The organism is Pseudomonas sp. IT-P258 (genome assembly GCF_949767825.1).
In the GTDB taxonomy this organism is placed as follows: domain Bacteria; phylum Pseudomonadota; class Gammaproteobacteria; order Pseudomonadales; family Pseudomonadaceae; genus Aquipseudomonas; species Aquipseudomonas monachiensis.
Genome location: NZ_CATKPU010000018.1, coordinates 1 through 23085 on the forward strand (window position 1 = coordinate 1; position 23085 = coordinate 23085).

The 23085-nt window shown below is 60.7% G+C and carries 16 protein-coding genes; 9 read left to right on the forward strand and 7 right to left on the reverse strand.

The window, feature by feature from the left end; all coding sequences use genetic code 11:
• Both ACM6G4_RS06170 and ACM6G4_RS06175 read left to right on the forward strand, forming a co-directional pair.
• Nucleotides 1-949 (forward strand): sel1 repeat family protein (locus ACM6G4_RS06170; RefSeq protein WP_414913274.1); only part of this gene is annotated, 949 nt, incomplete at its 5' end.
• 101 nt (nucleotides 950-1050) lie between these two features.
• The gene (locus ACM6G4_RS06175) at nucleotides 1051-1518 is read left to right on the forward strand and encodes a hypothetical protein (RefSeq protein ID WP_414913275.1); all 468 of its coding nucleotides are present in this window, start codon (nucleotides 1051-1053) and stop codon (nucleotides 1516-1518) included.
• Nucleotides 1519-1697: 179 nt separating this feature from the next.
• On the opposite strand, the gene ACM6G4_RS06180 is transcribed toward ACM6G4_RS06175, so the two are convergent.
• Nucleotides 1698-3281 carry a peptide chain release factor 3 gene (locus tag ACM6G4_RS06180; RefSeq protein ID WP_414913276.1) on the reverse strand — a complete coding sequence of 528 codons (1584 nt, stop codon included), beginning with the start codon at nucleotides 3279-3281 and terminating at the stop codon, nucleotides 1698-1700.
• Nucleotides 3282-3608: 327 nt separating this feature from the next.
• Between ACM6G4_RS06180 and ACM6G4_RS06185 the strand changes: the two genes are divergently transcribed.
• From ACM6G4_RS06185 to ACM6G4_RS06205, 5 genes are all read left to right on the forward strand, one after another.
• Nucleotides 3609-4325, forward strand: coding sequence for an ABC transporter permease (locus ACM6G4_RS06185; RefSeq protein WP_056728281.1), 717 nt, complete (start codon nucleotides 3609-3611; stop codon nucleotides 4323-4325).
• Between the two features lie 20 nt (nucleotides 4326-4345).
• The gene (locus ACM6G4_RS06190) at nucleotides 4346-5239 is read left to right on the forward strand and encodes a glycine betaine ABC transporter substrate-binding protein (protein WP_056728278.1); all 894 of its coding nucleotides are present in this window, start codon (nucleotides 4346-4348) and stop codon (nucleotides 5237-5239) included.
• Nucleotides 5240-5251: 12 nt separating this feature from the next.
• Nucleotides 5252-5905, forward strand: coding sequence for an ABC transporter permease (locus tag ACM6G4_RS06195; RefSeq protein ID WP_056728273.1), 654 nt, complete (start codon nucleotides 5252-5254; stop codon nucleotides 5903-5905).
• On the forward strand, nucleotides 5902-7059 hold the full coding sequence (locus tag ACM6G4_RS06200; protein ID WP_414913277.1) for a betaine/proline/choline family ABC transporter ATP-binding protein: 1158 nt from the start codon (nucleotides 5902-5904) through the stop codon (nucleotides 7057-7059). Before ACM6G4_RS06195 ends, ACM6G4_RS06200 begins: the two co-directional genes overlap by 4 nt.
• A gap of 594 nt (nucleotides 7060-7653) precedes the next feature.
• Nucleotides 7654-8817, forward strand: coding sequence for a type III PLP-dependent enzyme (locus ACM6G4_RS06205; protein WP_150727471.1), 1164 nt, complete (start codon nucleotides 7654-7656; stop codon nucleotides 8815-8817).
• Between the two features lie 138 nt (nucleotides 8818-8955).
• Here ACM6G4_RS06205 and ACM6G4_RS06210 read toward each other — a convergent pair whose 3' ends face one another.
• The gene (locus ACM6G4_RS06210) at nucleotides 8956-9693 is read right to left on the reverse strand and encodes a tetratricopeptide repeat protein (RefSeq protein ID WP_414913298.1); all 738 of its coding nucleotides are present in this window, start codon (nucleotides 9691-9693) and stop codon (nucleotides 8956-8958) included.
• Nucleotides 9694-9723: 30 nt separating this feature from the next.
• Complete coding sequence (locus tag ACM6G4_RS06215; protein WP_414913278.1) at nucleotides 9724-10404, reverse strand: Fe2+-dependent dioxygenase; 681 nt, start codon at nucleotides 10402-10404, stop codon at nucleotides 9724-9726.
• 207 nt (nucleotides 10405-10611) lie between these two features.
• On the opposite strand from ACM6G4_RS06215, the gene ACM6G4_RS06220 reads away from it, so the two are divergent.
• The gene (locus ACM6G4_RS06220) at nucleotides 10612-12936 is read left to right on the forward strand and encodes a TonB-dependent receptor (RefSeq protein WP_414913279.1); all 2325 of its coding nucleotides are present in this window, start codon (nucleotides 10612-10614) and stop codon (nucleotides 12934-12936) included.
• Nucleotides 12937-13105: 169 nt separating this feature from the next.
• Complete coding sequence (locus tag ACM6G4_RS06225) at nucleotides 13106-15634, forward strand: PepSY domain-containing protein (RefSeq protein WP_414913280.1); 2529 nt, start codon at nucleotides 13106-13108, stop codon at nucleotides 15632-15634.
• Between the two features lie 59 nt (nucleotides 15635-15693).
• Here the strand turns inward: ACM6G4_RS06225 and ACM6G4_RS06230 are convergent, their stop codons facing one another.
• The 4 genes from ACM6G4_RS06230 to ptsP form a co-directional block, all read right to left on the reverse strand.
• Nucleotides 15694-17235 carry an alkaline phosphatase D family protein gene (locus ACM6G4_RS06230; RefSeq protein ID WP_414913281.1) on the reverse strand — a complete coding sequence of 514 codons (1542 nt, stop codon included), beginning with the start codon at nucleotides 17233-17235 and terminating at the stop codon, nucleotides 15694-15696.
• An 87-nt stretch (nucleotides 17236-17322) separates the two neighbouring features.
• On the reverse strand, nucleotides 17323-19062 hold the full coding sequence (locus tag ACM6G4_RS06235; RefSeq protein WP_056728262.1) for a PTS fructose-like transporter subunit IIB: 1740 nt from the start codon (nucleotides 19060-19062) through the stop codon (nucleotides 17323-17325).
• Between the two features lie 11 nt (nucleotides 19063-19073).
• Complete coding sequence (gene pfkB / locus ACM6G4_RS06240) at nucleotides 19074-20015, reverse strand: 1-phosphofructokinase (RefSeq protein ID WP_056728261.1); 942 nt, start codon at nucleotides 20013-20015, stop codon at nucleotides 19074-19076.
• Nucleotides 20015-22876, reverse strand: a complete 2862-nt coding sequence (gene ptsP, locus ACM6G4_RS06245; RefSeq protein WP_056728260.1) for a phosphoenolpyruvate--protein phosphotransferase — start codon at nucleotides 22874-22876, stop codon at nucleotides 20015-20017. The genes pfkB and ptsP overlap by 1 nt, the downstream gene beginning before the upstream one ends.
• Between the last annotated feature and the right edge of the window lie 209 nt (nucleotides 22877-23085).

The following is a 23085-nucleotide window of genomic DNA, read 5'->3' on the forward strand; positions in this document are numbered from 1 at the left end:
GATGCGCGGTACTTTCAAACTCCGTGGCGAAGAGCATTTGCGCATGAGTGAGCAACTGATCAACGCGGGAGTGGCAACGGGATATTACTTTGTCGGCATTTTCCTGCAGAACGGTTCGGCGGGACTACTGAAAGATCACGAAATGGCGTTGCGTTACTACCGCAAAGCCGCCGATGAAGGTAATGCGCTAGCTCAAGCCTATGTCGCTGACAAGTTGGCGCCGATCAACATTGCCCCGGACGTTGCGCGGCAGTTGCGCCGTTGCGCAGCAGAACAGGGAGATGGTGAGGCTGCTGTCGATCTGGGTATTCATCTTAAAAACAAGGGGCAATACAAGGAGGCACTCGAAATATTCCAGATGGGCGTAGCCGCAGGTAATGAAAGCGCTGCTGCCTGGTTAAATGATGGATTTCGCGGCCCGGAACCAACCGACAAGCTGGATTACTTTGGTCAACCGGAAGACATCGAACGCGCCGATCGCTACAAAAAAATCTGGAAAATCCTCTCGGGCTACTCCTACGCCAACCCCAAAGTCCCCGAAATCAACGAAATCCTCCCCCTACCACCGACCAAGCTCCCTGCCTGGGACGGCAAACTCCAATGGCTCGAAGCCCGCCGGGCCAACGTCCCGCCAGAAAAGCCCAGCGAAGCACTGATCAACCAACTGGCCAAGGCCAAACTCCTCGACCCCGCCTCCGGCCGACCGCTGCCGGACTCTTCCGATTTCATCCGGGAGCCTTACCCCAGGCTGACCTGCAACAGCGGCCAGGCCTGCCCGCAGAGTGGCTATTGGAAAGCCGAAGGCATCGTCGACAAGATCCAACGCTTCGAAAAAGGCGAAATCATGCCGACCCTGAATGTCCAGCGCCGCCATAGCCGCTTCCTGCTCGCCGACCGGGTCACCGTCGGCGAAGAAAACATTAGATGGAGTCTGTTCGGTGAGTCCTGAGATTTCCTGATCTGTTTTTGGCTGCGCGCTGGCCGCTTGTTGCGCCAGCAAGGCAGAAATCTAAAACACCGCCAATTCCGGCAACTGCAAGGAGCAGCACAATGACCAAACTTAAAGCAGGCAAAATAAACGTAGAGTTTGAGACAGTCCCACAAGGAGCTGAAACGGCTGCAGGCGAGGGCAATGTTCAGGTAGACCGCGAAGGTAACTTCGTTGGCGCCCAGGTTTCTGGCGATGTGGTGGAAAAGGTAGAGGGCGGCGTGAAAGTCACTCGCCCGGACGGGGCAATAGTGTTCCTGCATGACGCGGGAAATATCACGATCGAGAATATGATCCCCAAATCAATTGGGGTCGAGGATCTATTCGAGATTGAATCCTTCGCGATGCGAACCGTCGATCAGTTGCGTATTTATCGCGTGGAGTATGTTGGCGGGGGGTATGTCGAGGTGACGTATTCACAGGAGGGTCAGGTGATAGGCCTCATCGGTCACAATATCAAGCAATCCATCAGCAAGGACAATGAGATTCTGGTCCGCCAAGGTGATTCGGCCAGCGGTCAAGTGCATTGATTCTAGCCCGCGACAGGCTGCGTTCCGACGATGGTCATCAATGATGACGCGTGCTGCCTGAATAAACACGGCGGGTCTGAATTCTTCGCGAGCAGGCTCGCTCCTACAGGGGATTGCGTCAGGTAACAAAAAACCCCGCTGCTTTCACAAACGGGGTTTTGGGTATTTCAACTCAGCGCTTAGTGATGCTCACGCGTCGCACGGAATTTCACGTCCGGCCAGCGCTCTTCCATCAGGGCCAGGTTGACCCGCGTCGGTGCGAGGTAGGTCAGGTGACCACCGCCGTCCAGTGCCAGGTTTTCCACAGCCTTGTTGGAGAATTCCTCAAGCTTCTTCTTGTCGCTGCATTCGATCCAGCGTGCCGAGTAAACCGTGATCGGCTCGTAGGAGCACTCGACCTTGTATTCCTCTTTCAAACGACTGGCGACCACATCGAACTGCAGCACACCGACGGCGCCGAGGATGATGTCGTTGCTGCGTTCCGGGAAGAACACCTGGGTCGCGCCTTCTTCGGCCAGCTGTTGCAGGCCCTGGCGCAGTTGCTTGGATTTCAGCGGATCTTTCAAACGCACGCGGCGGAACAGTTCCGGGGCGAAGTGCGGGATACCGGTGAAACCCAGGGTTTCGCCTTCGCTGAAGGTGTCGCCGATCTGGATGGTGCCGTGGTTGTGCAGGCCGATGATGTCGCCGGCAAAGGCTTCTTCCAGTTGCTCACGCTCGGAGGAGAAGAAGGTCAGCGCGTCGCCGATCCGCACGTCCTTGCCGGTGCGCACATGGCGCATCTTCATGCCTTTTTCGTACTTGCCGGAGCAGATACGCATGAAGGCGATACGGTCGCGGTGCTTCGGGTCCATGTTCGCCTGGATCTTGAAGATGAAGCCCGAGAACTTCTCTTCCACCGGCTCCACGGTACGCTCGTTGGCCACGCGTGCCAGCGGGCGCGGCGCCCAATCGACGACGGCGTCGAGGACGTGGTCGACACCGAAGTTGCCCAGTGCCGTACCGAAGAACACCGGGGTCAACTGACCGTCGAGGAACTCCTGCTGGTTGAACTCGTGGCAGGCGCCCTGCACCAGTTCCAGCTGCTCGATGAAACGCTCGTACTCGTCACCCAGGTGGGCGCGGGCTTCATCGGAGTCGAGCTTCTCGATGATCTTGGTTTCGGTGCGTTCGTGGCCGTGACCGGCGGTGTACACGATGATGTAGTCATCGGCGAGGTGATACACGCCCTTGAAGTCGCGGTAGCAACCAATCGGCCAGGTGATCGGCGCCGCCTTGATCTTCAGGACCGCTTCGATTTCGTCGAGCAGTTCGATCGGGTCGCGGATGTCACGGTCGAGTTTGTTGATGAAGCTGACGATCGGCGTGTCACGCAAACGGCAGACGTCCATCAGGGCGATGGTCCGTGGCTCTACACCTTTACCGCCGTCGAGAACCATCAACGCCGAGTCCACCGCGGTCAGGGTGCGGTAGGTATCTTCGGAGAAGTCTTCGTGGCCCGGGGTGTCGAGCAGGTTGATCATGTGTTCGCGATACGGGAACTGCATGACCGACGTGGTAATGGAAATACCACGCTGCTTTTCCATTTCCATCCAGTCGGAGGTGGCATGGCGATCGGATTTACGAGATTTCACCGTACCGGCTACCGCAATCGCCTTGCCCATCAGCAAGAGCTTCTCGGTGATGGTGGTCTTACCGGCATCGGGGTGGGAAATAATGGCGAAAGTGCGGCGTTTCGCGACTTCGGCGGCCTGTTTGGTCATGGGAAATCGCCTGGCAGGTGATTCAAAAAAGGGCGCAGATTATAGCCCAAGTTGATCCAAGAACCGAACCGTTGAGCACATTAGGGGTGGCCAAATGCTCCCGCAGATGGGAACCTTTTAAAGCCCGGAGACGTCCACTCCCCCGTTACGACCACTCGTCGGGGGCCTGAAACACCTGCAAATCGGCCTGACGAGGCTGTGCTCATGGCTCGATGCATGCCGCTTTGCCGGCCTGTTCGAGCTGCTTATCGCGATCATTTTTTCGGCAGCCAGGAATGGCGTTGCCACACGAAAGAGTGTTTGCCGACTGAAAAAAGGAGTCCGCCTGTGGCTATCCACTATGGCAAAGGGCTGATAGGAGGCGCGCTGGTAATCGCCCTTCTGGCCCTGCTGATCCAATGGATCGGCATCAACACGATCGAACTTTACCGCGACGATTTGTTGTTTTATCTGCAAGCTCATCTGGTTCTCGTCCTCGCTTCCATGCTGGCCGCCCTTGTCGTGGGCATTCCTGCCGGCATCCTCCTCAGCCGCCCGTCCATGGTCGGCCGCGCCGAACGCTTCATGCAGTTCTTCAACATCGGCAACACCGTTCCGCCCCTTGCCGTCCTGGCCATCGCCCTGGGCATCCTCGGCATCGGCAGCGGTCCGGCCATCTTCGCCCTGTTCCTCGCCTCACTACTGCCCATCGTACGCAACACCTATGAAGGCCTGAAAAACGTTCAGGGGTCGCTCAAGGAAGCCGCCGTCGGCATCGGCATGACCCCGCGCCAGGTGCTGTGGAAAGTCGAATTGCCCAACGCGGTGCCGATCATCATCGGTGGTGTTCGCGTGGCGTTGGCGATCAACGTGGGGACCGCGCCGCTGGCGTTCCTGATCGGCGCCAACAGTCTCGGCAGCCTGATCTTCCCCGGGATTGCCCTGAACAATCAGCCGCAATTACTGCTCGGCGCGGCCTGCACCGCCTTGCTGGCCTTGTTGCTCGACGGCCTGGTGACACTCGCCAGCCGCCTCTGGCTCGAACGCGGCTTGCGCCCGTCTTAAGCCCCGGCAAAGGAATCGTCATGAAAACATCAAGCTTTTTACTAGGCTGCGTCCTGCTGTTCGCAGGATTTGCCCAAGCCGCCGATAAACCCTTGATCCGCATCGGCGCCCGGGTGTTCACCGAACAAACCCTGCTGGCGGAAATCACTTCGCAGTACCTGCGCACCAAGGGTTACGAAGTGCAAGTGACCGGCGGCCTGGGCAGCAATCTGGCCCGCAGCGCCCACGAAAGCGGCCAGCTGGACATGCTCTGGGAATACACCGGCGTGTCGCTGGTGGCCTACAACCATGTCACTGAAAAACTCGACAGCGAACAGTCCTACGCACGAGTAAAAGAACTCGACGCGAAAAAAGGCCTGGTCTGGCTCACCCCGTCGAAATTCAGCAACACCTACGCCCTCGCCCTGCCGAAGAACGTCGCCGACCAATACCCACGGATCAACACCATCAGTGAGCTGAACACGGTGCTGCGCAAGGAAGCCGGGACCAACAATCTGGTGGCGCTGGATACCGAGTTCGCCAACCGTTCGGACGGTCTGGATGGCATGGTCAAGCTCTACGACATGAACCTGACCCGCAAGAATATCCGGCAGATGGACGCCGGCCTGGTCTACACCGCGCTGCGTAACGGCCAGGTGTTTGCCGGCCTGGTCTACACCACCGACGGTCGCCTCAACGCCTTCAAGCTGAAACTGCTGGAAGACGACAAGCACTACTTCCCCGACTACACCGCCGCACCGGTGGTGCGTCAGGCCTACCTCGATGCGCATCCGCAATTAGCCGCTCAGCTCAAGCCGCTGGCTGAACTGTTCGACGACAACACCATGCGCGAACTCAACGCCCGGGTCGACGTCGAGCACCAAAGTCCTTCAGCCGTCGCCGCCGATTTCCTGCGCCAACACCCGATCAATTAAGGAGGAAAAGTCATGGAATTCCTGAACGCCTTTTCCCATCTCGACTGGCCATTGGTCTTACACCTGACGTGGCAACACATCACCCTGGTCGGCATTGCCGTGACCCTGGCGATTCTGGTCGGCGTGCCATTGGGCATTTTGATGACGCGCTTCCCGAGTCTCGCCGGCCCCTTGCAAGCCAGCGCCACGGTGCTGCTGACCGTGCCGTCGATTGCCCTGTTCGGCCTGCTGCTGCCGTTCTACTCAAAGTTCGGCCAGGGCCTGGGGCCGATGCCGGCGATTACCGCGGTGTTCCTGTACTCGCTGCTGCCGATCATGCGTAACACCTACCTGGCCCTGACCAGCGTCGAACCGGGCATCCGCGAAGCCGCCCGCGGCATCGGCATGACCTTCGGCCAGCGCCTGCGCATGGTCGAACTGCCCATCGCCGTGCCGGTGATCCTCGCCGGAGTGCGCACGGCCGTGGTGATGAACATCGGCGTCATGACCATCGCCGCCACCATTGGCGCCGGCGGCCTGGGCGTACTCATCCTCGCTTCCATCAGCCGCAGCGACATGTCGATGCTGATTGTCGGCGCTGTTCTGGTCAGTGTGCTGGCCATCTTCGCCGACCTGCTTCTGCAATGGCTGCAACGTTCGCTGACTCCAAAAGGACTCCTGAAATGATCGAACTTCAAAACCTCAGCAAGACCTTCCAAAGCAACGGCAAAGATGTGAAAGCCGTGGACTCGGTAAGCCTGACCGTCAATGAAGGCGAAATCTGCGTGTTCCTCGGGCCATCGGGTTGCGGTAAAAGCACCACGCTGAAAATGATCAACCGCCTGATCAAACCGACCTCGGGCAAGATCCTGATCAACGGCGAAGACACCACCGGCCTCGACGAAGTGACCCTGCGCCGCAACATCGGCTACGTGATCCAGCAGATCGGCCTGTTCCCGAACATGACCATCGAGGAGAACATTGTCGTGGTGCCGAAACTGCTCGGCTGGGATAAACAGAAATGCCACGACCGCGCCCGCGAGTTAATGAGCATGATCAAGCTCGAACCCAAGCAGTATCTGCATCGTTACCCACGGGAATTGTCCGGTGGGCAGCAACAGCGGATCGGCGTGATTCGCGCACTGGCCGCCGATGCGCCGCTGTTGCTGATGGACGAACCCTTCGGTGCGGTCGACCCGATCAACCGCGAGATGATCCAGAACGAATTTTTCGAAATGCAGCGGGCGCTGAACAAGACCGTGATCATGGTCAGCCACGACATCGACGAGGCTATCAAGCTCGGCGACAAGATTGCGATCTTCCGCGCCGGCAAGCTGCTGCAGATCGATCACCCGGACACCCTGCTCGCGCATCCGGCGGATGAGTTTGTCAGCAACTTCGTCGGCCAGGACAGCACGCTCAAGCGTCTGCTGTTGGTGAAAGCCGAAGACGCGGCGGACAACGCCCCATCCGTCAGCCCGCAAACCCCGGTGGCTGAAGCGCTGGAGTTGATGGACGAGCATGACCGACGCTATGTGGTGGTCACTTGTGCCGAGAATAAAGCCCTGGGTTACGTACGACGTCGCGACCTGCACCGTCAGACCGGCACCTGCGCACAGTACCAACGCGAGTTCAATGCCACGGCGGCGTACGACGAACATTTGCGCATCCTGCTGTCGCGCATGTACGAATTCAATCGAGCGTGGTTGCCGGTGATGGATGCCGAGCGGGTGTTTTTGGGTGAGGTGACGCAGGAGTCGATTGCAGGTTACTTGAGCTCAGGTCGTTCGCGAGGAATGAAGACCAACATCGTGTCGCCTGCCGAGGCAGTGGTCGCCTGACAGCTCACATTACCCGGTAAAAATACAAAACCTGTGGGAGCGAGCTCGCTCCCACAGGTTCCATGCAATTTTCCAGTGATTCGCAGGCCGGAAAAAAATATCAACAGTAGCGTCTGCAAAATCAGTCCGAAAACACGCTACGGAATAGCCAAATCCCCTCTCAACGCACCTTTTCGCAGCCAACGTCGCCGATGTTGACGCTATCGTATTCACTAGCGACTTAGCGCACAAAAGCGTCGAACGTGCAGGTATTCTTAACACTTCATAATTCCTCGGGAACATCCGACTGTCATCTGGGTCGGTTACAAAGAGTGATGTCCGCAACGCGCGTCAGAAGAGTGCAAAAACGCGACATTTTTTGTTGATCTCAAGCCCCTCACGCCCTAAAGTTCGCGCCGAACGTCCATGCTGGAAACGATCCATCCGGCTCAAGTACTGACGACGAGACAGCAAGGCCAAGGGAAAGCTGCACTTCCCATGGCCTTTTTGCTTTCGGCGACATGCCTTGGGAAGTAGGCGAACCAAAGTGGGGATACGGAGGACGTTCATTTGCACCCATTGATTAACAACGTTTGCCTTTAGGAGCTCCCAGGTATGTCGATCCAGGTCGAAGACTATTTCGCGCGTGAAACCTTTCAGAAAATGAAGGCGTTCGCCGACAAACAGGAAACCCCATTCGTGGTGATCGACACCGCGATGATCAGCCAGGCCTATGACGACCTGCGCGCCGGTTTCGAATTCGCCAAGGTCTACTACGCGGTCAAGGCCAACCCGGCCGTGGAAATCATCGACCTGCTCAAAGAGAAAGGCTCGAGCTTCGACATCGCCTCTATCTATGAGCTGGACAAAGTGCTCGATCGCGGCGTCAGCGCCGACCAGATCAGCTACGGCAACACCATCAAGAAGTCCAAGGACATCCGCTACTTCTACGAGAAGGGCGTGCGCCTGTTCGCCACCGACTCCGAAGCCGACCTGCGCAACATCGCCAAGGCCGCTCCGGGCTCGAAAGTCTACGTACGCATCCTGACCGAAGGCTCGACCACCGCCGACTGGCCGTTGTCGCGCAAATTCGGCTGCCAGACCGACATGGCCATGGACCTGCTGATCCTCGCTCGCGACCTGGGCCTGGTGCCTTACGGCATCTCGTTCCACGTTGGTTCGCAGCAGCGCGACATCAGCGTCTGGGACGCCGCGATCGCCAAGGTCAAAGTGATCTTCGAGCGCCTGAAAGAAGAAGACGGCATCCACCTGAAGCTGATCAACATGGGCGGCGGCTTCCCGGCCAACTACATCACCCGCACCAACAGCCTGGAAACCTACGCCGAGGAAATCATCCGTTTCCTGAAGGAAGACTTCGGTGATGACCTGCCGGAAATCATCCTGGAACCAGGCCGTTCGCTGATCGCCAACGCCGGCATCCTGGTCAGTGAAGTGGTGCTGGTTGCGCGTAAATCCCGTACCGCCGTCGAGCGTTGGGTGTACACGGATGTGGGCAAGTTCTCCGGCCTGATCGAAACCATGGACGAAGCCATCAAGTTCCCGATCTGGACCGAGAAGAAAGGCGAGATGGAAGAAGTGGTCATCGCCGGTCCTACCTGCGACAGCGCCGACATCATGTACGAAAACTACAAGTACGGCCTGCCGCTGAACCTGGCCATCGGTGATCGCCTGTACTGGCTGTCGACCGGTGCGTACACCACCAGCTACAGTGCTGTTGAATTCAACGGCTTCCCGCCGCTGAAGTCGTTCTACGTGTAAATACTGCGTAGAAAACAAAAGCCCATGACATGTCATGGGTTTTTTTGTGCCTGAAATTCGCCTCGGTAGGAGCTGCCGAAGGCTGCGATCTTTTGACCTTTAGAAGCAAGATCAAAAGATCGCAGCCTTCGGCAGCTCCTACATGGATTGAGTTCGCTGCAGATCGGCGCAGCGGCGAGCGTAATCGTCGGCCAGTGCCTGAATCCTCGGATCGGTCGCGCCCATCAGCGCCTGACTCGCCACCCGCAGAAAATTCAGATTTCCCCCGGCCAGCGCCTTGTGCAGCCAGAGCAACGCATCCTCGATATTCCCTTCGTCGGTCAAGACCGCTGCAAAGCTGAACTGCCCGCGAAAATCCCCACCCTCGGCCGAACGTCGATACCAGTTACGAGCCGCAGCCGGATCCGCGGGACAAACCCGCCCTTCTTCCAGATACCGTCCCAACAGATTCATCGATTTTGCATGGCCCAACTCAGCCGCACGGCGATAGAGACTCAGTGCTTGAAACTGGTCCTCAACCACCCCGCGACCGGTCGCCAGCAGATTGGCGTAGTTGTACATCGCCCAATCCAGCCCTGCACTGGCGGCAAGTCGGTAATGCCTGGCCGCTAGCGATGTATCGGCAGCACAGCCCCAACCATGCTCATGACAACGGCCGAGCATGTTGCGCGCCATCACATGCCCGCGTCGCGCGGCGATATCGAACCAACGCAGTGCCAGCGGCCGATCCTGAGCAATGCCCTGCCCGTCCAGCAAAATCTGCCCGAGCAACGCCTGCGCATCGAGGACGTCTTCGCGGGCCGCGATCAGAATCGCCTGGGCCGCCCGGGCCGGACTTTCGTCGAGCATCGCGCGCAGGCGCTCACCGTCGAGCATTTCCTCGCGGCGTAAACGGAAATCCGCCACTTACACCTCGACCCAGCGCCGCAACAGGTTGTGATAGGTACCGGTGAGGCGGATCAGCGATGGATGATCGGGCACATCGCGGGTCAGTTGCTGGATGGCCCCGTCCATCTCGAACAACAGGGTGCGCTGGCTGTCTTCACGCACCAGGCTTTGCGTCCAGAAAAACGAGGCGAGTCGCGTTCCGCGTGTCACCGCATTGACCTTGTGCAGGCTGGTGCCTGGGTAAAGCACCATGTCGCCGGCAGGCAGCTTCACCCGTTGAGTGCCAAAGGTGTCCTGGATCTCCAGCTCGCCGCCGTCGTAATCCTGCGGCTCGCTGAAGAACAGCGTGGCGGACAAATCCGTGCGCACCCGCTCGATGCCGCCCTTGGGCTGACGCACCGCGTTGTCGATATGGAAGTCGAAACTGCCACCGGCGGTGTAACAGTTCAGCAACGGTGGAAAGACTTTGTGCGGCAAGGCTGCTGACATGAATAGCGGATTTTTCCACAGCCGCTCCAGCATCGCCGCGCCGATCTCCTTGGCCAGCGGATGCCCTTCGGGCAGCTGCAAATTGTGCTTGGCCTTGGCCGACTGGTAGCCGGCGGTGATCTTGCCATCAGCCCAATCGGCCTGCTCCAGAGCCTCGCGAATGCGCTGCACCTCGTCTTTTTCAAACAGGCCGGGAATGTGCAGCAGCATGACAAAGGCACCTGAAACCAAAGGAATGCCAATGGTATTGATTCTTATTGCCTGTGTAAAACACATCTGACGAATGAGTCAGCAGAAACCGTAAGGTTAAATTGTAAAGATTGTAAATTCAGTGCGAATAGCAATATTTCGCAATTGTTACAAATACTTATTTACACTATATTCCGCGGCCTCAAATCCTTGGGGAGGGGAATTCAAATGTCGCGTCAACAACCACAAGTACCGGTCAGTTCACCACGTCTGCTCGCATCGGCCATCGGCATGGCGATAACTGCCGGGTCTGCGGGCCACATGGTTTTCGCGGCGGAAAAAACCGACGAAAAAGCCCCTGACAAAGTGATTTCGCTGGGCGCCACCGCCATCACCGGCGAAGCCCAGGACGAGACAACCTACAACGTAGAGAAAGCCTCCTCGCCCAAGTACACCGCGCCGCTGATCGACACGCCGCGCTCGGTAACCGTCATTCCGCAACAGGTTCTCAAAGACACCGGCGCCCTCAATATGCAGGACGCGCTACGCACCGTTCCTGGCATCACTTTCGGTGCCGGTGAAGGTGGCAACCCCCAGGGTGATCGTCCGTTCATCCGCGGCTTCGACGCCCAGGGCGACACTTACCTGGACGGCGTGCGCGACACCGGTTCCCAGAGCCGCGAAATCTTCGCCGTTGAATCGATCGAAGTCAGCAAGGGCCCGAACTCCGCCATCGGCGGCCGTGGCGCTGCGGGCGGCAGCATCAACCTGGTCAGCAAGAAAGCTCACCTGGGCGACTCGCTCGACGGTGGTTTCACCTGGGGTTCCGACCAGACCCAGCGCTACACCTTTGACGGCAACTACCAGTTCACCGATACCGCCGCCGGCCGTCTGAACCTGCTGAGCCACGAGAGCAACGTCGCCGGACGTGACAGCGTCAACTACGACCGTTGGGGTGTTGCACCGTCCCTGGCCTTCGGCCTGGGCACCGACACCCGCGTCAACCTCGACTACTACCACCTCGAAAGCAACGACCTGCCGGACTCGGGTATTCCGTACAGCATCCCGACCGGAGGCTCGGCCGCCCGTACCAAATCCAACCCGGACAAGCCGAATGACGGCGGCGACAGCAGCAATTTCTATGGCCTGACCGATCGCGACTTCCGCAAGACCCGCACCGACACGGCGACCTTCGCCATCGAGCACGACCTGAGCGACTCGCTGACCATCAAGAACACCCTGCGTCACGGCTCCAGCATGCAGGACTACATCCTGACCCAGCCGGACGACAGTAAAGGCAACGTCAACAACGGCAGTGTCTGGCGTCGGGCGAACACCCGCGTGAGCAACACCGAGACCACCACCAACCAGACCGACCTGTTTGGTGATGTCTACATCGCCGGATTCAAGAACAGCTTCTCCACCGGTGTCGAATACACCCATGAGGAAAGTGAAAAATCCTCGTACAACGTCAACACGGACACCACCCCGGGAACAGCAGCGGTAACCACCAACTGCTCGCCGGCAATGATCGGCGCGCCAAGCGGTTACAACTGTACCTCGCTGTCCAACCCGACTCCAAATGATCCGTGGAGCGGCGCCATCTCGCGCAACTATGCGGGCACCGAAACCAAGGCCAACACCTACGCATTGTATGTGTTCGATACACTGACGTTGTCCGAACAGTGGCTGGTGAACATGGGGCTGCGCTACGACCATTTCGACACCGACTACAAAACCTTCAACGGTTCCAGCGTGACCACGTCCAAAGGCGATGACACCAGCGAATTCGTTACCGGTCAGTTCGGCGTGGTGTACAAACCAGCCGAAAACGGCAGCATCTATGCGTCCTACGCGACATCTGCCACGCCACCGGGCAACACCCTGGGCGAAGGTTCGGAAGGCAACCCGCTGGGCGGCACGCCGGATCGCAACGGTAACCTGCTGAAAAGCGACATGGAGCCGGAAACCACCAAGAACTACGAGATCGGCACCAAGTGGGACCTACTGAATGATCGTCTGTCCCTGACCGCCGACATCTTCCGCACCGAGAAAGAAAACGCTCGTGTGCAGACCAACACCACGACGTACGAAAACGTCGGCAAAACCCGCGTTCAAGGTGTCGAACTGTCGGCCACCGGCAAGCTCACCGACAAATGGCAGGTCTTCGCCGGTTATGCCTACATGGACAGTGAACAAGTCGATGGCGGCGACATGCCGGCAAACAAAGCCAACGATGGCAACGAACTGCCTAACACGCCGAAAAACAGCGCCAGCCTGTGGACGACCTATCAGGTCACGCCAAGGCTGACCATCGGTGGCGGTGCGTTCTATGTCGATGACGTGTTCGGCAGTGCCGCCAACACCACCATGGTCGATTCCTACGTTCGTTACGACGCGATGGCGGCCTACAAGCTGACCAAGAACGTCGACGTGCAACTGAACGTGCAGAACCTGACCGACGAAACCTACTACGACAAGGCGTTCTCGACTCACTTCGCCAACCAGGCGGCCGGTCGTACCGCTTTGCTGAGCACCAACTTCCACTTCTGATAGATGTAGAAACTGTGGGAGCGGGCTTGCTCCCACATGGACTGCGCTTGAAAGGCCAGGCCCCGTTCAACTGAACGGGGCTTTTGTGCGTAAAAAAGAATGCTTCTCGACAACCCCACGGCATAATGCGCGCCGTGATGAATCAACTTGAACGAACAAGGCGAGCGACGTGTTGAAGAAAACCCTGTTCCAGTTGCACTGGTTTTTCGGCATCAGCGCCGGGCTGGTCCTGGCCCTTATGGGCATCACCGGGGCGGCGGTGTCGTTTCAGGATGAAATCCTGAGCACACTCAACCCGTCTGTATTCCAGGTCGAAAAACAGGTCGCCGGTGTGCTGCCGCCTGTCGAACTGGTGGAGCACATCGAAGCCGCGTCGGGCAAAAAAGTCTCGATGCTCACGGTGGAAACCGACAGCGGCAACGCCGCCAAAGTGTGGTTCACCCCGCCGCCGGGTGAGCGCCGTGGCGAGATGCGCTACTTCGACCCGTACACCGCCGAGCTCCTTGGCGATGCCTCCGGCCAGGGCTTCTTCGGCCTGATGCTGCAACTGCACCGCTTCCTCGCCATGGGCGACACGGGTCGGCAGATCACCGGCGCGTGCACGCTGATCCTGGTGTTCTTCTGCCTGTCCGGCCTGTACCTGCGCTGGCCTCGCCAGTGGAAAAGCTGGCGCGCCTGGCTGACCCTGGACTGGAAGAAAAAGGGCCGCAGTTTCAACTGGGACCTGCACTCGGTGGCCGGTACCTGGTGCCTGGTGTTTTACCTCCTGGCGGCGCTGACCGGGTTGTCCTGGTCCTACGAGTGGTACAACAAGGGACTGACCCGCTTGCTCTCCGACTCACCGCAGAGCGAACGCGTTCGCGGCGGACGCGGGCCTGCGCCAAGCGGTCCGGCACCGACGGCCGATTACGCGGCGATGTGGAGCAGCATCTACAGCGCGGCCGGCCCGCAACTCAGTTCCTATAACGTGCGCATGCCGCCCGTGGCCGGTCAACCGGCGACCGTGTTCTTCCTGCTGAAAACTTCACCTCACGACCGCGCCCTGAACCAGATCACCCTCGACCCGGCCACCGGTGTGGTCAAACGGGTGGATCGCTACAGTGACAAGAGCCTCAAGGCGCAGTTGCTGACCAGCATCTATGCGCTGCACGTTGGCAGTTACTTCGGCATCGTCGGGCGCATCCTCCTGACCATCACCTCACTGACCATGCCACTGTTCTTCATCACCGGCTGGATGCTGTACCTGGATCGTCGGCGCAAAAAACGCAAGATCAAGGATGCACGCAAAGACCTGGTGCAAACCGCCAGCGACGCGCCCGCGTGGCTGATCGGCTTCGCCAGCCAAAGTGGTTTTGCCGAGCAACTTGCGTGGCAGACCGCCGGGCAATTGCAGGCTGCAGGCTTGCCGGTCAAAGTGCAGCCGTTGGCGGACGTCAGCGAGCAGGACTTGCATGAATCGAACAATGCCTTGTTCGTGGTCAGCACCTTCGGCGACGGCGAAGCACCGGACAGCGCCCGCGGTTTCGAGCGCAAGGTACTGGGCCGGGCACCGAGCCTGGGACGCCTGAATTATGCCGTCCTTGGGTTGGGCGACCGGCAGTATCAACACTTCTGCGGTTTCGCCAAACGCCTGCATGCCTGGTTGGGCGAACAGGGTGCAAAGACCCTGTTCGCCCCGGTGGAGGTCGATAGCGGTGACCCTTACGCCTTGCGCCACTGGCAACAGCAACTGGGCCTGTTGACCGGCCAGGCCCCCGTTGATACCTGGCAAGCGCCCAGCTACGACAACTGGACCCTGCTGCATCGTGAACTGCTCAACCCGGACAGCAGCGGTTCGCCGGTGTACTTGTTGGGCCTCAAGCCGCCTTCCACCAGCAGCTGGCTGGCGGGCGACCTGGTGGAAGTGATGCCGCGCAATTGCCCGTGGGCCATCGAGCACTTCCTCGACGGCATGGGGATCCACGGTGAAACCAAGGTGCGACTCAACGGCCTGGAAGAAACCCTCGAACAGGCCCTGGCCAGCCGCCAATTGCCGGAGAACCGCGCCCACCTGGTCGGCCTGCACGCCCAAGCGTTGGCAGAGGCCCTCGTGCCGCTGGCCATGCGCGAGTACTCCATTGCGTCGATCCCGGCCGATGGCGTGCTGGAGTTGATCGTGCGTCAGGAAGTGCATGCCGACGGCAACCTCGGTGTCGGTTCCGGCTGGCTGACCGAACACGCGCCGGTGGGCAGCGCCATCAGCCTGCGCGTACGGCGCAACAGTGGTTTCCATCTGCCGGCCCAACCGGTGCCGATGATCCTGCTGGGCAATGGCACGGGGCTGGCCGGGTTGCGCAGCCTGCTCAAGGCCCGGATTGCCGATGGTCAGCAACGTCAGTGGCTGCTGTTTGGCGAGCGCCATCGCGAGCACGACTACCTGTGCCGAAAGGAGCTGGAGGAGTGGCTGATCAATGGTGACCTGGCGCGTCTCGACCTGGCATTTTCCCGCGACCAGGCCGAAAAGATTTACGTACAGGATCGTCTGCGTGAATCGGCAGCCGAGCTCAAGACGTGGCTGGAGGATGGTGCGGTGATCTACATCTGCGGCAGCCTTCAAGGCATGGCTTCGGGCGTGGACCAGGTACTCAACGAAGTGCTGGGCGCCGACGAAGTGGAGCGCCTGATCGAACAGGGCCGCTACCGCCGCGACGTGTACTGACACCCCCCAAGCCACTGTGGGAGCAAGCCTGCTCGCTCCCACAGTGGCTTGGGTGTGCATCAAACCGGCTGCAACTTCTGCTCAAAAACCGACACCCCGTCCAGATCCCGCAACACCACGCTCAACTCCCCGCTCTGACCATCGATATTCACCTCGCCAAAAAACTGAAAGCCGGCAAACGGCGAGACGTTCTGCGCGGGCGGCGCCTTTTCGAACACCACTTCGGGGCCGAAGGTCTTATCCAGCGGATTAGGCCCGAAGCTACCGGCATTCAACGGTCCGGCGACGAACTCCCAGAACGGTTCGAAATCCTGGAACGCTGCCCGATCCGGGTGGTAATGATGGGCCGCGCAGTAATGCACATCCGCAGTCAGAAACAGGAAATTGCGCACCTGCTGCGCCCGCAGGAAACCGAGCAATTCAGCGATTTCCAGTTCACGCCCCTGGGCCGGGCCTGGGTCACCGTTGGCCACCGCTTCCCAGCGCGCGACACCGGGGCTGACTTCGCCGTCGGGTACGCCCAGGCCAATAGGCATGTCGGCGGCGATGACTTTCCATTGCGCATTCGACGCCTGCATTTCGCGCTGGAGCCAGTCCAGTTGCTCACGCCCGAGGAAGGGTTTTTCAGCGCCCAGGTTGTCATCGTTGGCACCGCGATAACTGCGCATGTCGAGTACAAATACATCGAGCAGCGGGCCGTAACCGAGCTTGCGATAGATCCGCCCGCCACCATCGCCGCTCTGCAAGCGCATTGGCGCGTATTCGAGCCAGGCCTGGCGTGCGCGGCCCACCAGGCTGTGGATATCCTTGTCCTGGTAACGCGCATCCAGCTGCTTGCCCGGCGACCAGTTGTTCACCACTTCGTGGTCGTCCCACTGCCAGATCTGCGGGACCTCGGCGTTGAAGCGACGGATGTTTTCGTCCATCAGGTTGTAGCGATAATTGCCGCGATACTCATCGAGGGTCTCGGCGACTTTGCTCTTGGCTTCGGTGGTGATGTTGCGCCATACCCGGCCGTCTTCCGTGGTGAGCTGCGCCGGGATCGGGCCGTCGGCGTAAATGGTGTCGCCGCTGTGGATAAAAAAGTCCGGCAGGCGCAGGCGCATTGCTTCGTAGATGCGCATGCCGCCAATGTCCGGGTTGATGCCGAAGCCCTGGCCGACGGTGTCGCCGCTCCAGACGAAACGGATGTCACGGCGGGTTTGCGGCACGCTGCGCAAGTGACCGAACCAGGGTTCGCTGGCAACGCCGCTCTGGGCGTCCTCGAACTGCACGCGATAGAAAATCGCCTGATCGGCGGGCAGCCCGGTGAGTTCGACCCGGGCTGTGAAATCGGTGCGTGCATCGGCCAGGGGCGAGACGAATCGCCGAGGGTTGGGAAACAGGCTGCGGGTGTCCCACTCCACCACCATCCGCGCGGGGCGGTCACAGCGGCTCCAGATGATCGCCCGGTCGCCCAGCAGGTCGCCGGACTGCACGCCGTCGGTGAGTTGCGGCCGATCCTTGACCGAAGCGATCACCGCCGGCGCCAGCCCCGGCAACAACAGCCCGGCGCCGACCGCTTGCATGACACGACGGCGCCCGAGGTTGAAATCGCTCATGGAGTTCTCCCTGAAAAAGGAAAAACTAAAGCATGGCCCTATGACCCTGGCATGACACAGATCCCGCCAACACCACAGTTAATGGTGTCAGGCCCTGGCCGGCTCCAGTGCCAACTCCACCGTCTCCGGCCGTTTCACCAGCGCATACACCACCGCCGTCAACAGGCTCCCCGCCACAATCGCCAACAAATAAAGCAGCGCATGGTTGATCGCATTCGGGATCGCCAACACGAACAACCCACCGTGGGGCGCCATCAGTTTGCAGCCGAAGTACATCGACAACGCACCGGTCAGCGCACCGCCGGCGATGCTCGCCGGAATCACCCGCAGCGGGTCTTTGGCCGCAAACGGAATCGCCCCTTCGGAGATGAAGCACAGCCCCAGCACCAGCGCCGCTTTACCGGCTTCGCGCTCGGTCTGGGCGAACTTGCGCCGGGCAATGAACGTGGCGATGCCCAGACCGATCGGCGGCACCATGCCGGCCGCCATGGTCGCCGCCATCGGCGCGTAGCTCTGCGACGCCAGCAAGCCCACCGAGAACGCATAGGCTGCCTTGTTGATCGGCCCGCCGAGGTCGACGCACATCATGCCGCCCAGCAGCACACCGAGCAGAATCGCATTTGTGGTGCCCATGCTGTCGAGGAAATGCGTAAGCCCGGCAAGCATCCCGGCCACCGGCTTGCCGACCACGTAGATCATCACCAGACCGGTGAACAGACTCGCCAGCAGCGGAATGATCAGGATCGGCTTGAGCGCCTCGAGACTTTGCGGTAACCGCGCATATCGGTTGATCGCCTTGGCCGCATAACCAGCCAGAAAACCGGCGATGATCCCGCCGATGAAACCGGCGCCCAGGGTGCTCGCCAGCATACCGCCGATCATCCCCGGCGCGAGGCCAGGACGGTCGGCAATGGAATAGGCGATATAACCCGCCAACAGAGGCACCATCAGCTTGAACGCAGTGTCGCCGCCGATCTGCATCAACGCCGCCGCCAGCGTGCCCTCTTCCTTGAATGCGGTGATGCCGAACACGAACGACAAGGCGATCATCAAGCCGCCGGCCACCACCATCGGCAACATGAACGACACGCCGGTCAGAAGGTGTTTATAGACGCCCGTCTTCTCTTGTTTGGCCGTTGTCTTGGCGGTGCTCGAAGCGCTTTCCTGCTGGCCTTCGGCCAGGGCTTTTTTCAAGGTCGCTTCAGCTTGCTTGAGAGCAATGCCGGTGCCGCAGCGATAGATTTTCTTACCGGCGAAACGCTCGGTGGCGACTTCGATATCGGCCGCCAGCAGCACCACATCGGCCTCGGCAATGGCTTGCGCGCTCAACGGATTGCGCGCACCGACCGACCCCTGGGTTTCCACCTGCAGGTCATAGCCCAGGCGCTTGGCCGCTTGCTGCAAGGCCTCGGCGGCCATGAACGTGTGAGCGACACCCGTCGGGCACGCGGTGACGGCCACCAGTCGCGGCGCGTTCTCGACGACCGCCACCGGTTCGACGACGGACACTTCAGCGGCGTAAACCTGAGCCTCCTGCGCTCCTCGCTGCAGCACGGCTTCCACATCCTGCAGGGCCTGGGCCGGAGTGCTCTGGAACAGCCGCTTACCGACAAACCGCGACATGTCCACGGGCGCGCTGGTCACCAGCAGTACCCACTCGGCCGCATCGAGGGTGGCCGCCGACAGTTGTTTTTCGGGATGCGCGGCATCGGTGACTTCGACGCTGGTGCTCCAGCCCTGGCGCTGGGCCGCGGCATCGAGCAGCCGGGCACACAGCACACTGGTGACCATGCCGTTCGGGCAGGCCGTAACGATGGCTAACTTCATGACAAACCCTCTTATTGTTCTGTCAGGGGACGCACGCGCACACCCTGTTCGAGCTGCGCCAGTTGCGCTGCGTCGCCAATGCCGAATCCGATCTGGGTCACTGCCATCGCGGCAATCGCCGTGGCGGTGCGTAAGGTCTGCTCAGGCGTATCGGCACTGAGCAAACCGTGGAGCATCCCAGCCAGCAACGAATCACCCGCGCCCACCGTGCTGGCGACGCTGACCTTGGGTGGCGTGGCATGCAGTGCCGAACCGACGCTGAACCAGTTCACACCCTCGGCACCATGGGAAATCACCACATGCTCGATGCCCTGAGCGTGCAAGCGCTCCGCCGCCAAGGCCTGGGCACTGACCGACACAACCTCGCAGTCCAGCACCTCGGCCAGCTCTTCGGTGTTGGGTTTGATCAGCCACGGCCCCGCTTTCAGCGCTGCACGCAGCGCCTCGCCGCTGGTGTCGAGGGCGACGTTCAGCCCCAGGTTTTTCAAGCGCAAGATCAACGCCTGCAACCATTGAGCACTGACGCCCAATGGCAAGCTTCCGGCGACAACCACCGCATCGTGGCCCGGGGCAATCTGCTCCAGTCGATCGATCAAGGCCTGCTGCGCCGCTTCGCTGACCTGCGGCCCCGGCCCGTTGATGTCGGTGATGCGCCCTTCGCTTTCCGCCAGTTTGATATTGCTGCGGGTCTCGCCCGGAACACGGATAAAGGCATCGACAAAACCGCGTTTGGCGAACAATGTTTCGAACGCTTGCAGGTTGTCTTCGCCAAGAAAGCCACTGACGGTCAGCTGATGCCCGAGGTCCGCCAGCACTTGCGCCACGTTCACGCCTTTGCCGGCGGCGTGGGTGTGCATCACATCGCTGCGGTTGACCTGGCCGGCTTCAAGGCGCGGCAACTGGACGGTCAGGTCCAGCGCCGGGTTGAGGGTCAGGGTAAGAATCCGGGCCATTACAGGGCCTCCACTAATGCGCGCACTTCATTGGCGCTGCCCACGGCCAGGGCCTGTCGGGCAAGGGTTTGAGTCTGAGTGAAGTCCAGTTCGCGAATCCGCGCCTTGACTTCGGCAATGCTGCGCGCCCCGACGCTGAGTTCATCCACCCCGAGGCCGACCAGCACCGGTACTGCCAGCGGGTCGGCCGCCAGCTCACCGCATACACCGACCCATTTGCCGTGGGCATGGGCCGCGCGCACGGTGATGTCGATCAGTTGCAGCACCGCCGGATGCAAGCCATCGGCCTGGGCCGACAGCGTCGGATGGCCACGGTCGATGGCCAGGGTGTATTGGGTCAGGTCGTTGGTACCGACGCTGAAAAAGTCGACCTCCCGGGCCAGCACCGGCGCCAGCAATGCCGCCGACGGCACTTCGATCATGATCCCCAATTGCAGGTCGGCGACCGGGATTTCCCGGCGCAGGCGTTCGGTCATGTCACGGGCCTGGCGCCACTCGTCGACGCTGCCCACCATCGGGAACATGATCCGCAGCGCACGGTTATCGGCAGCCCGCAGCAAGGCGCGCAGTTGCGCTTCCATGATCTGCGGGCGCTGCAGGGTCAGGCGAATGCCGCGCACGCCGAGGAAGGGGTTCTCTTCCTTCGCAATCGGCCAGTACGGCAGCGGTTTGTCGCCACCGACATCGAGGGTGCGCACCACCAGCGGTCGCCCGGCCAGACCGTCGAGGACGCGGCGGTACTCGATTTCCTGGGTCGCCTCGTCGGGCGCTTGCGGGTGGGCCATGAAAATCAGTTCGGTGCGCAACAGGCCGATGCCTTCGGCGCCCTGCTCCACCGCGCCGGTCACGCCAGCGCTTTCACCAATGTTGGCGAACACTTCGACGGCGTGGCCATCGGTGGTCAGCGCCGGTTGATGACGCCGTTCCGCAGCCGCCTTCAAGCGCTGCTCGCGGGTATCGCGTTCGACCGTGGCGCGCTGCAAGGTCGCCGGGTCAGCGTCCACATGCAGGCGACCACGCTGGCCATCGAGCAGCAACGGCGTGCCCGGCGCCAGCAGCAACACGCCGGGGCCAGCGCCGACCAGCGCCGGAATGCCCAGCGCCCGGGCGACAATCGCACTGTGCGCAGTAGCGCCACCCCGGGCGGTGAGGATCCCCGCCACGCGAGCGGGGTCCAGACGCGCGACGTCGGACGGGCCGACCTCGTCCATCACCAGAATGTACGGTTGGTCCGGTTCACTCGGGGTTTCGATGCCGCTGAGTTGCATCAACACCCGGCGTCCGATGTCGCGCAAGTCGGCCGCTCGCTCGGCGAGCAAGGCATCCTGCAATGCTTCCTGCTGCCGGGCCGCCGCTTCAATCACGGCCATCCACGCCGCCTCGGCGCTTTCGCCCTGCTTGAGGCGCGTATCGACCTCATCAGTCAATTCCGGATCGTCGAGCATCTCCTGGTGGGTGATGAAGATTTCGCGGATGGCTTTGCTCTTGCTGCGCTCGATCAGGCCCTGGATGTCACGGCGTACCTGTGCCAGGGCTTGCTGGAGACGCTCACGCTCGATACCGGCGGATTCGCCACGCAACGGGTAATCGATGGTTTGCAGCACTTGAATATGCGCCGGGCCGATAGCGATCCCTGGAGCGGCGGCAATCGCCTGAACCACGCTGCCGGATATCGGGGCGAGGACCACTTCAGCCATATCGGCAACCACTTCGTGCACCTGGCTTACCGGCGGCAGCGGTTCGATTTCCTCACCGAGGCCTTCTTCGATGGCGGCCAACAAGGCCGGCAACGCATCCGCCGCGATGCCCGGTTCGGCGATGATTTCCAGGACCTGCCCCCGACGGGCGCCGAGGCTGAGCAACTTGCTCAAGCTCTTTACCGATACCGCGCTGTCGTGGCCATCGACGATGCGCACGCGGATGTCACCTTCAAAACTCTTTGCCAGTTGCGCGAGGATTTTCGCCGGCCGCGCATGCAGACCGTGGGCGTTGGCCAATGCAATTCGTGCGCTGGGCCAGTCGGCGGGCACTTCACCACCGAGCACTTCGAGGACTTTGCGGCTGCTGGTGGCGCGGCCCAACTCATGGCCACGTCCTTCGATCAACAACGCGCACAGGCGTTCGAGCAGGGCTTGATGGGCCTCACCGAGACTGGCCAGGCAGAACAGTCCATTGAGTGGCTGGCCGAGATAGCGCAGCGGTCTGTCCGGGGTGACGAAGGCCAGGCCCGGACGCTTCACCGTCTGCTCGCTGTGCAGCCACCACAGGCCATCGCCCAGGGGCAGCGCTTCGACCTGTTGCAACACGGCGGAGAAACCGTTGCTCACGCAGTCGGCCTGCCGCAACAAGCGTGCGCCGCGCCAGACCAGCTCTTCGAAATCTTCAGCCGCCACACCGAGGCCGATCATCTGCGCATCCAGCGCCAACTCCTGCGGCGCGCCTTGGAGCAACTTCAGCAAGGCTTCGGCGGAACCGGCGCGACGCAGGGCCTGGCCCAGATCAGTCTCGCCGAGGGCGCGGGTGAGCAATTGCAAAAGATGCAGATGCTCATCGGATTTGGCGGCGATACCGATCGCCAGGTAAACGATATGACCGTCGCCCCAGTCCACGCCATCGGGAAACTGCATCAGGCGCACACCGGTGGTGAACACCAGGTCGCGGGTTTCGGGCGTACCGTGGGGGATGGCAATACCTTGACCGAGAAAGGTCGAGCCCTGGGCTTCCCGTGCCTGCAAACCGGCGAGATACCCCTCGGCAACCAGGCCGTCGGCGACCAGATGCCGGGCCAGCAATTGCAGCGCTGCGGACTTATCCACAGCCGATTGGCCTATGGAAATCTGCTCTACAGTGAGCTCGAGCATGCTTTCTCCTTTTTGGCGCCTTGGGGCACCAGGTATTGTTTTGAATGAGTCAGCTTAGGCGCTTGGTCATCGCTTTTGGCGGTTTCACGGCAGAACCGGCCAAAGGCGCCTAAAACGTAGAAAATACGCCTGCTGAAACGTTTAATCTAGTTCGATTGGCACGTTACTCGATATTGGCCCATCCTTGAAGTCCAACTTGTCGGATGCGT

Excerpts from the sequence above, each read along its gene's own strand:
- ACM6G4_RS06175 (WP_414913275.1), top strand. The coding sequence starts at position 1,051 with ATGACCAAACTTAAAGCAGGCAAAATAAACGTAGAGTTTGAGACAGTC.
- ACM6G4_RS06180 (WP_414913276.1), bottom strand. The coding sequence starts at position 3,281 with ATGACCAAACAGGCCGCCGAAGTCGCGAAACGCCGCACTTTCGCCATT.
- ACM6G4_RS06190 (WP_056728278.1), top strand. The coding sequence starts at position 4,346 with ATGAAAACATCAAGCTTTTTACTAGGCTGCGTCCTGCTGTTCGCAGGA.
- ACM6G4_RS06195 (WP_056728273.1), top strand. The coding sequence starts at position 5,252 with ATGGAATTCCTGAACGCCTTTTCCCATCTCGACTGGCCATTGGTCTTA.
- ACM6G4_RS06200 (WP_414913277.1), top strand. The coding sequence starts at position 5,902 with ATGATCGAACTTCAAAACCTCAGCAAGACCTTCCAAAGCAACGGCAAA.
- ACM6G4_RS06205 (WP_150727471.1), top strand. The coding sequence starts at position 7,654 with ATGTCGATCCAGGTCGAAGACTATTTCGCGCGTGAAACCTTTCAGAAA.
- ACM6G4_RS06210 (WP_414913298.1), bottom strand. The coding sequence starts at position 9,693 with ATGCTCGACGGTGAGCGCCTGCGCGCGATGCTCGACGAAAGTCCGGCC.
- ACM6G4_RS06215 (WP_414913278.1), bottom strand. The coding sequence starts at position 10,404 with ATGCTGCTGCACATTCCCGGCCTGTTTGAAAAAGACGAGGTGCAGCGC.
- ACM6G4_RS06220 (WP_414913279.1), top strand. The coding sequence starts at position 10,612 with ATGTCGCGTCAACAACCACAAGTACCGGTCAGTTCACCACGTCTGCTC.
- ACM6G4_RS06230 (WP_414913281.1), bottom strand. The coding sequence starts at position 17,235 with ATGAGCGATTTCAACCTCGGGCGCCGTCGTGTCATGCAAGCGGTCGGC.
- ACM6G4_RS06235 (WP_056728262.1), bottom strand. The coding sequence starts at position 19,062 with ATGAAGTTAGCCATCGTTACGGCCTGCCCGAACGGCATGGTCACCAGT.
- pfkB (WP_056728261.1), bottom strand. The coding sequence starts at position 20,015 with ATGGCCCGGATTCTTACCCTGACCCTCAACCCGGCGCTGGACCTGACC.
- ptsP (WP_056728260.1), bottom strand. The coding sequence starts at position 22,876 with ATGCTCGAGCTCACTGTAGAGCAGATTTCCATAGGCCAATCGGCTGTG.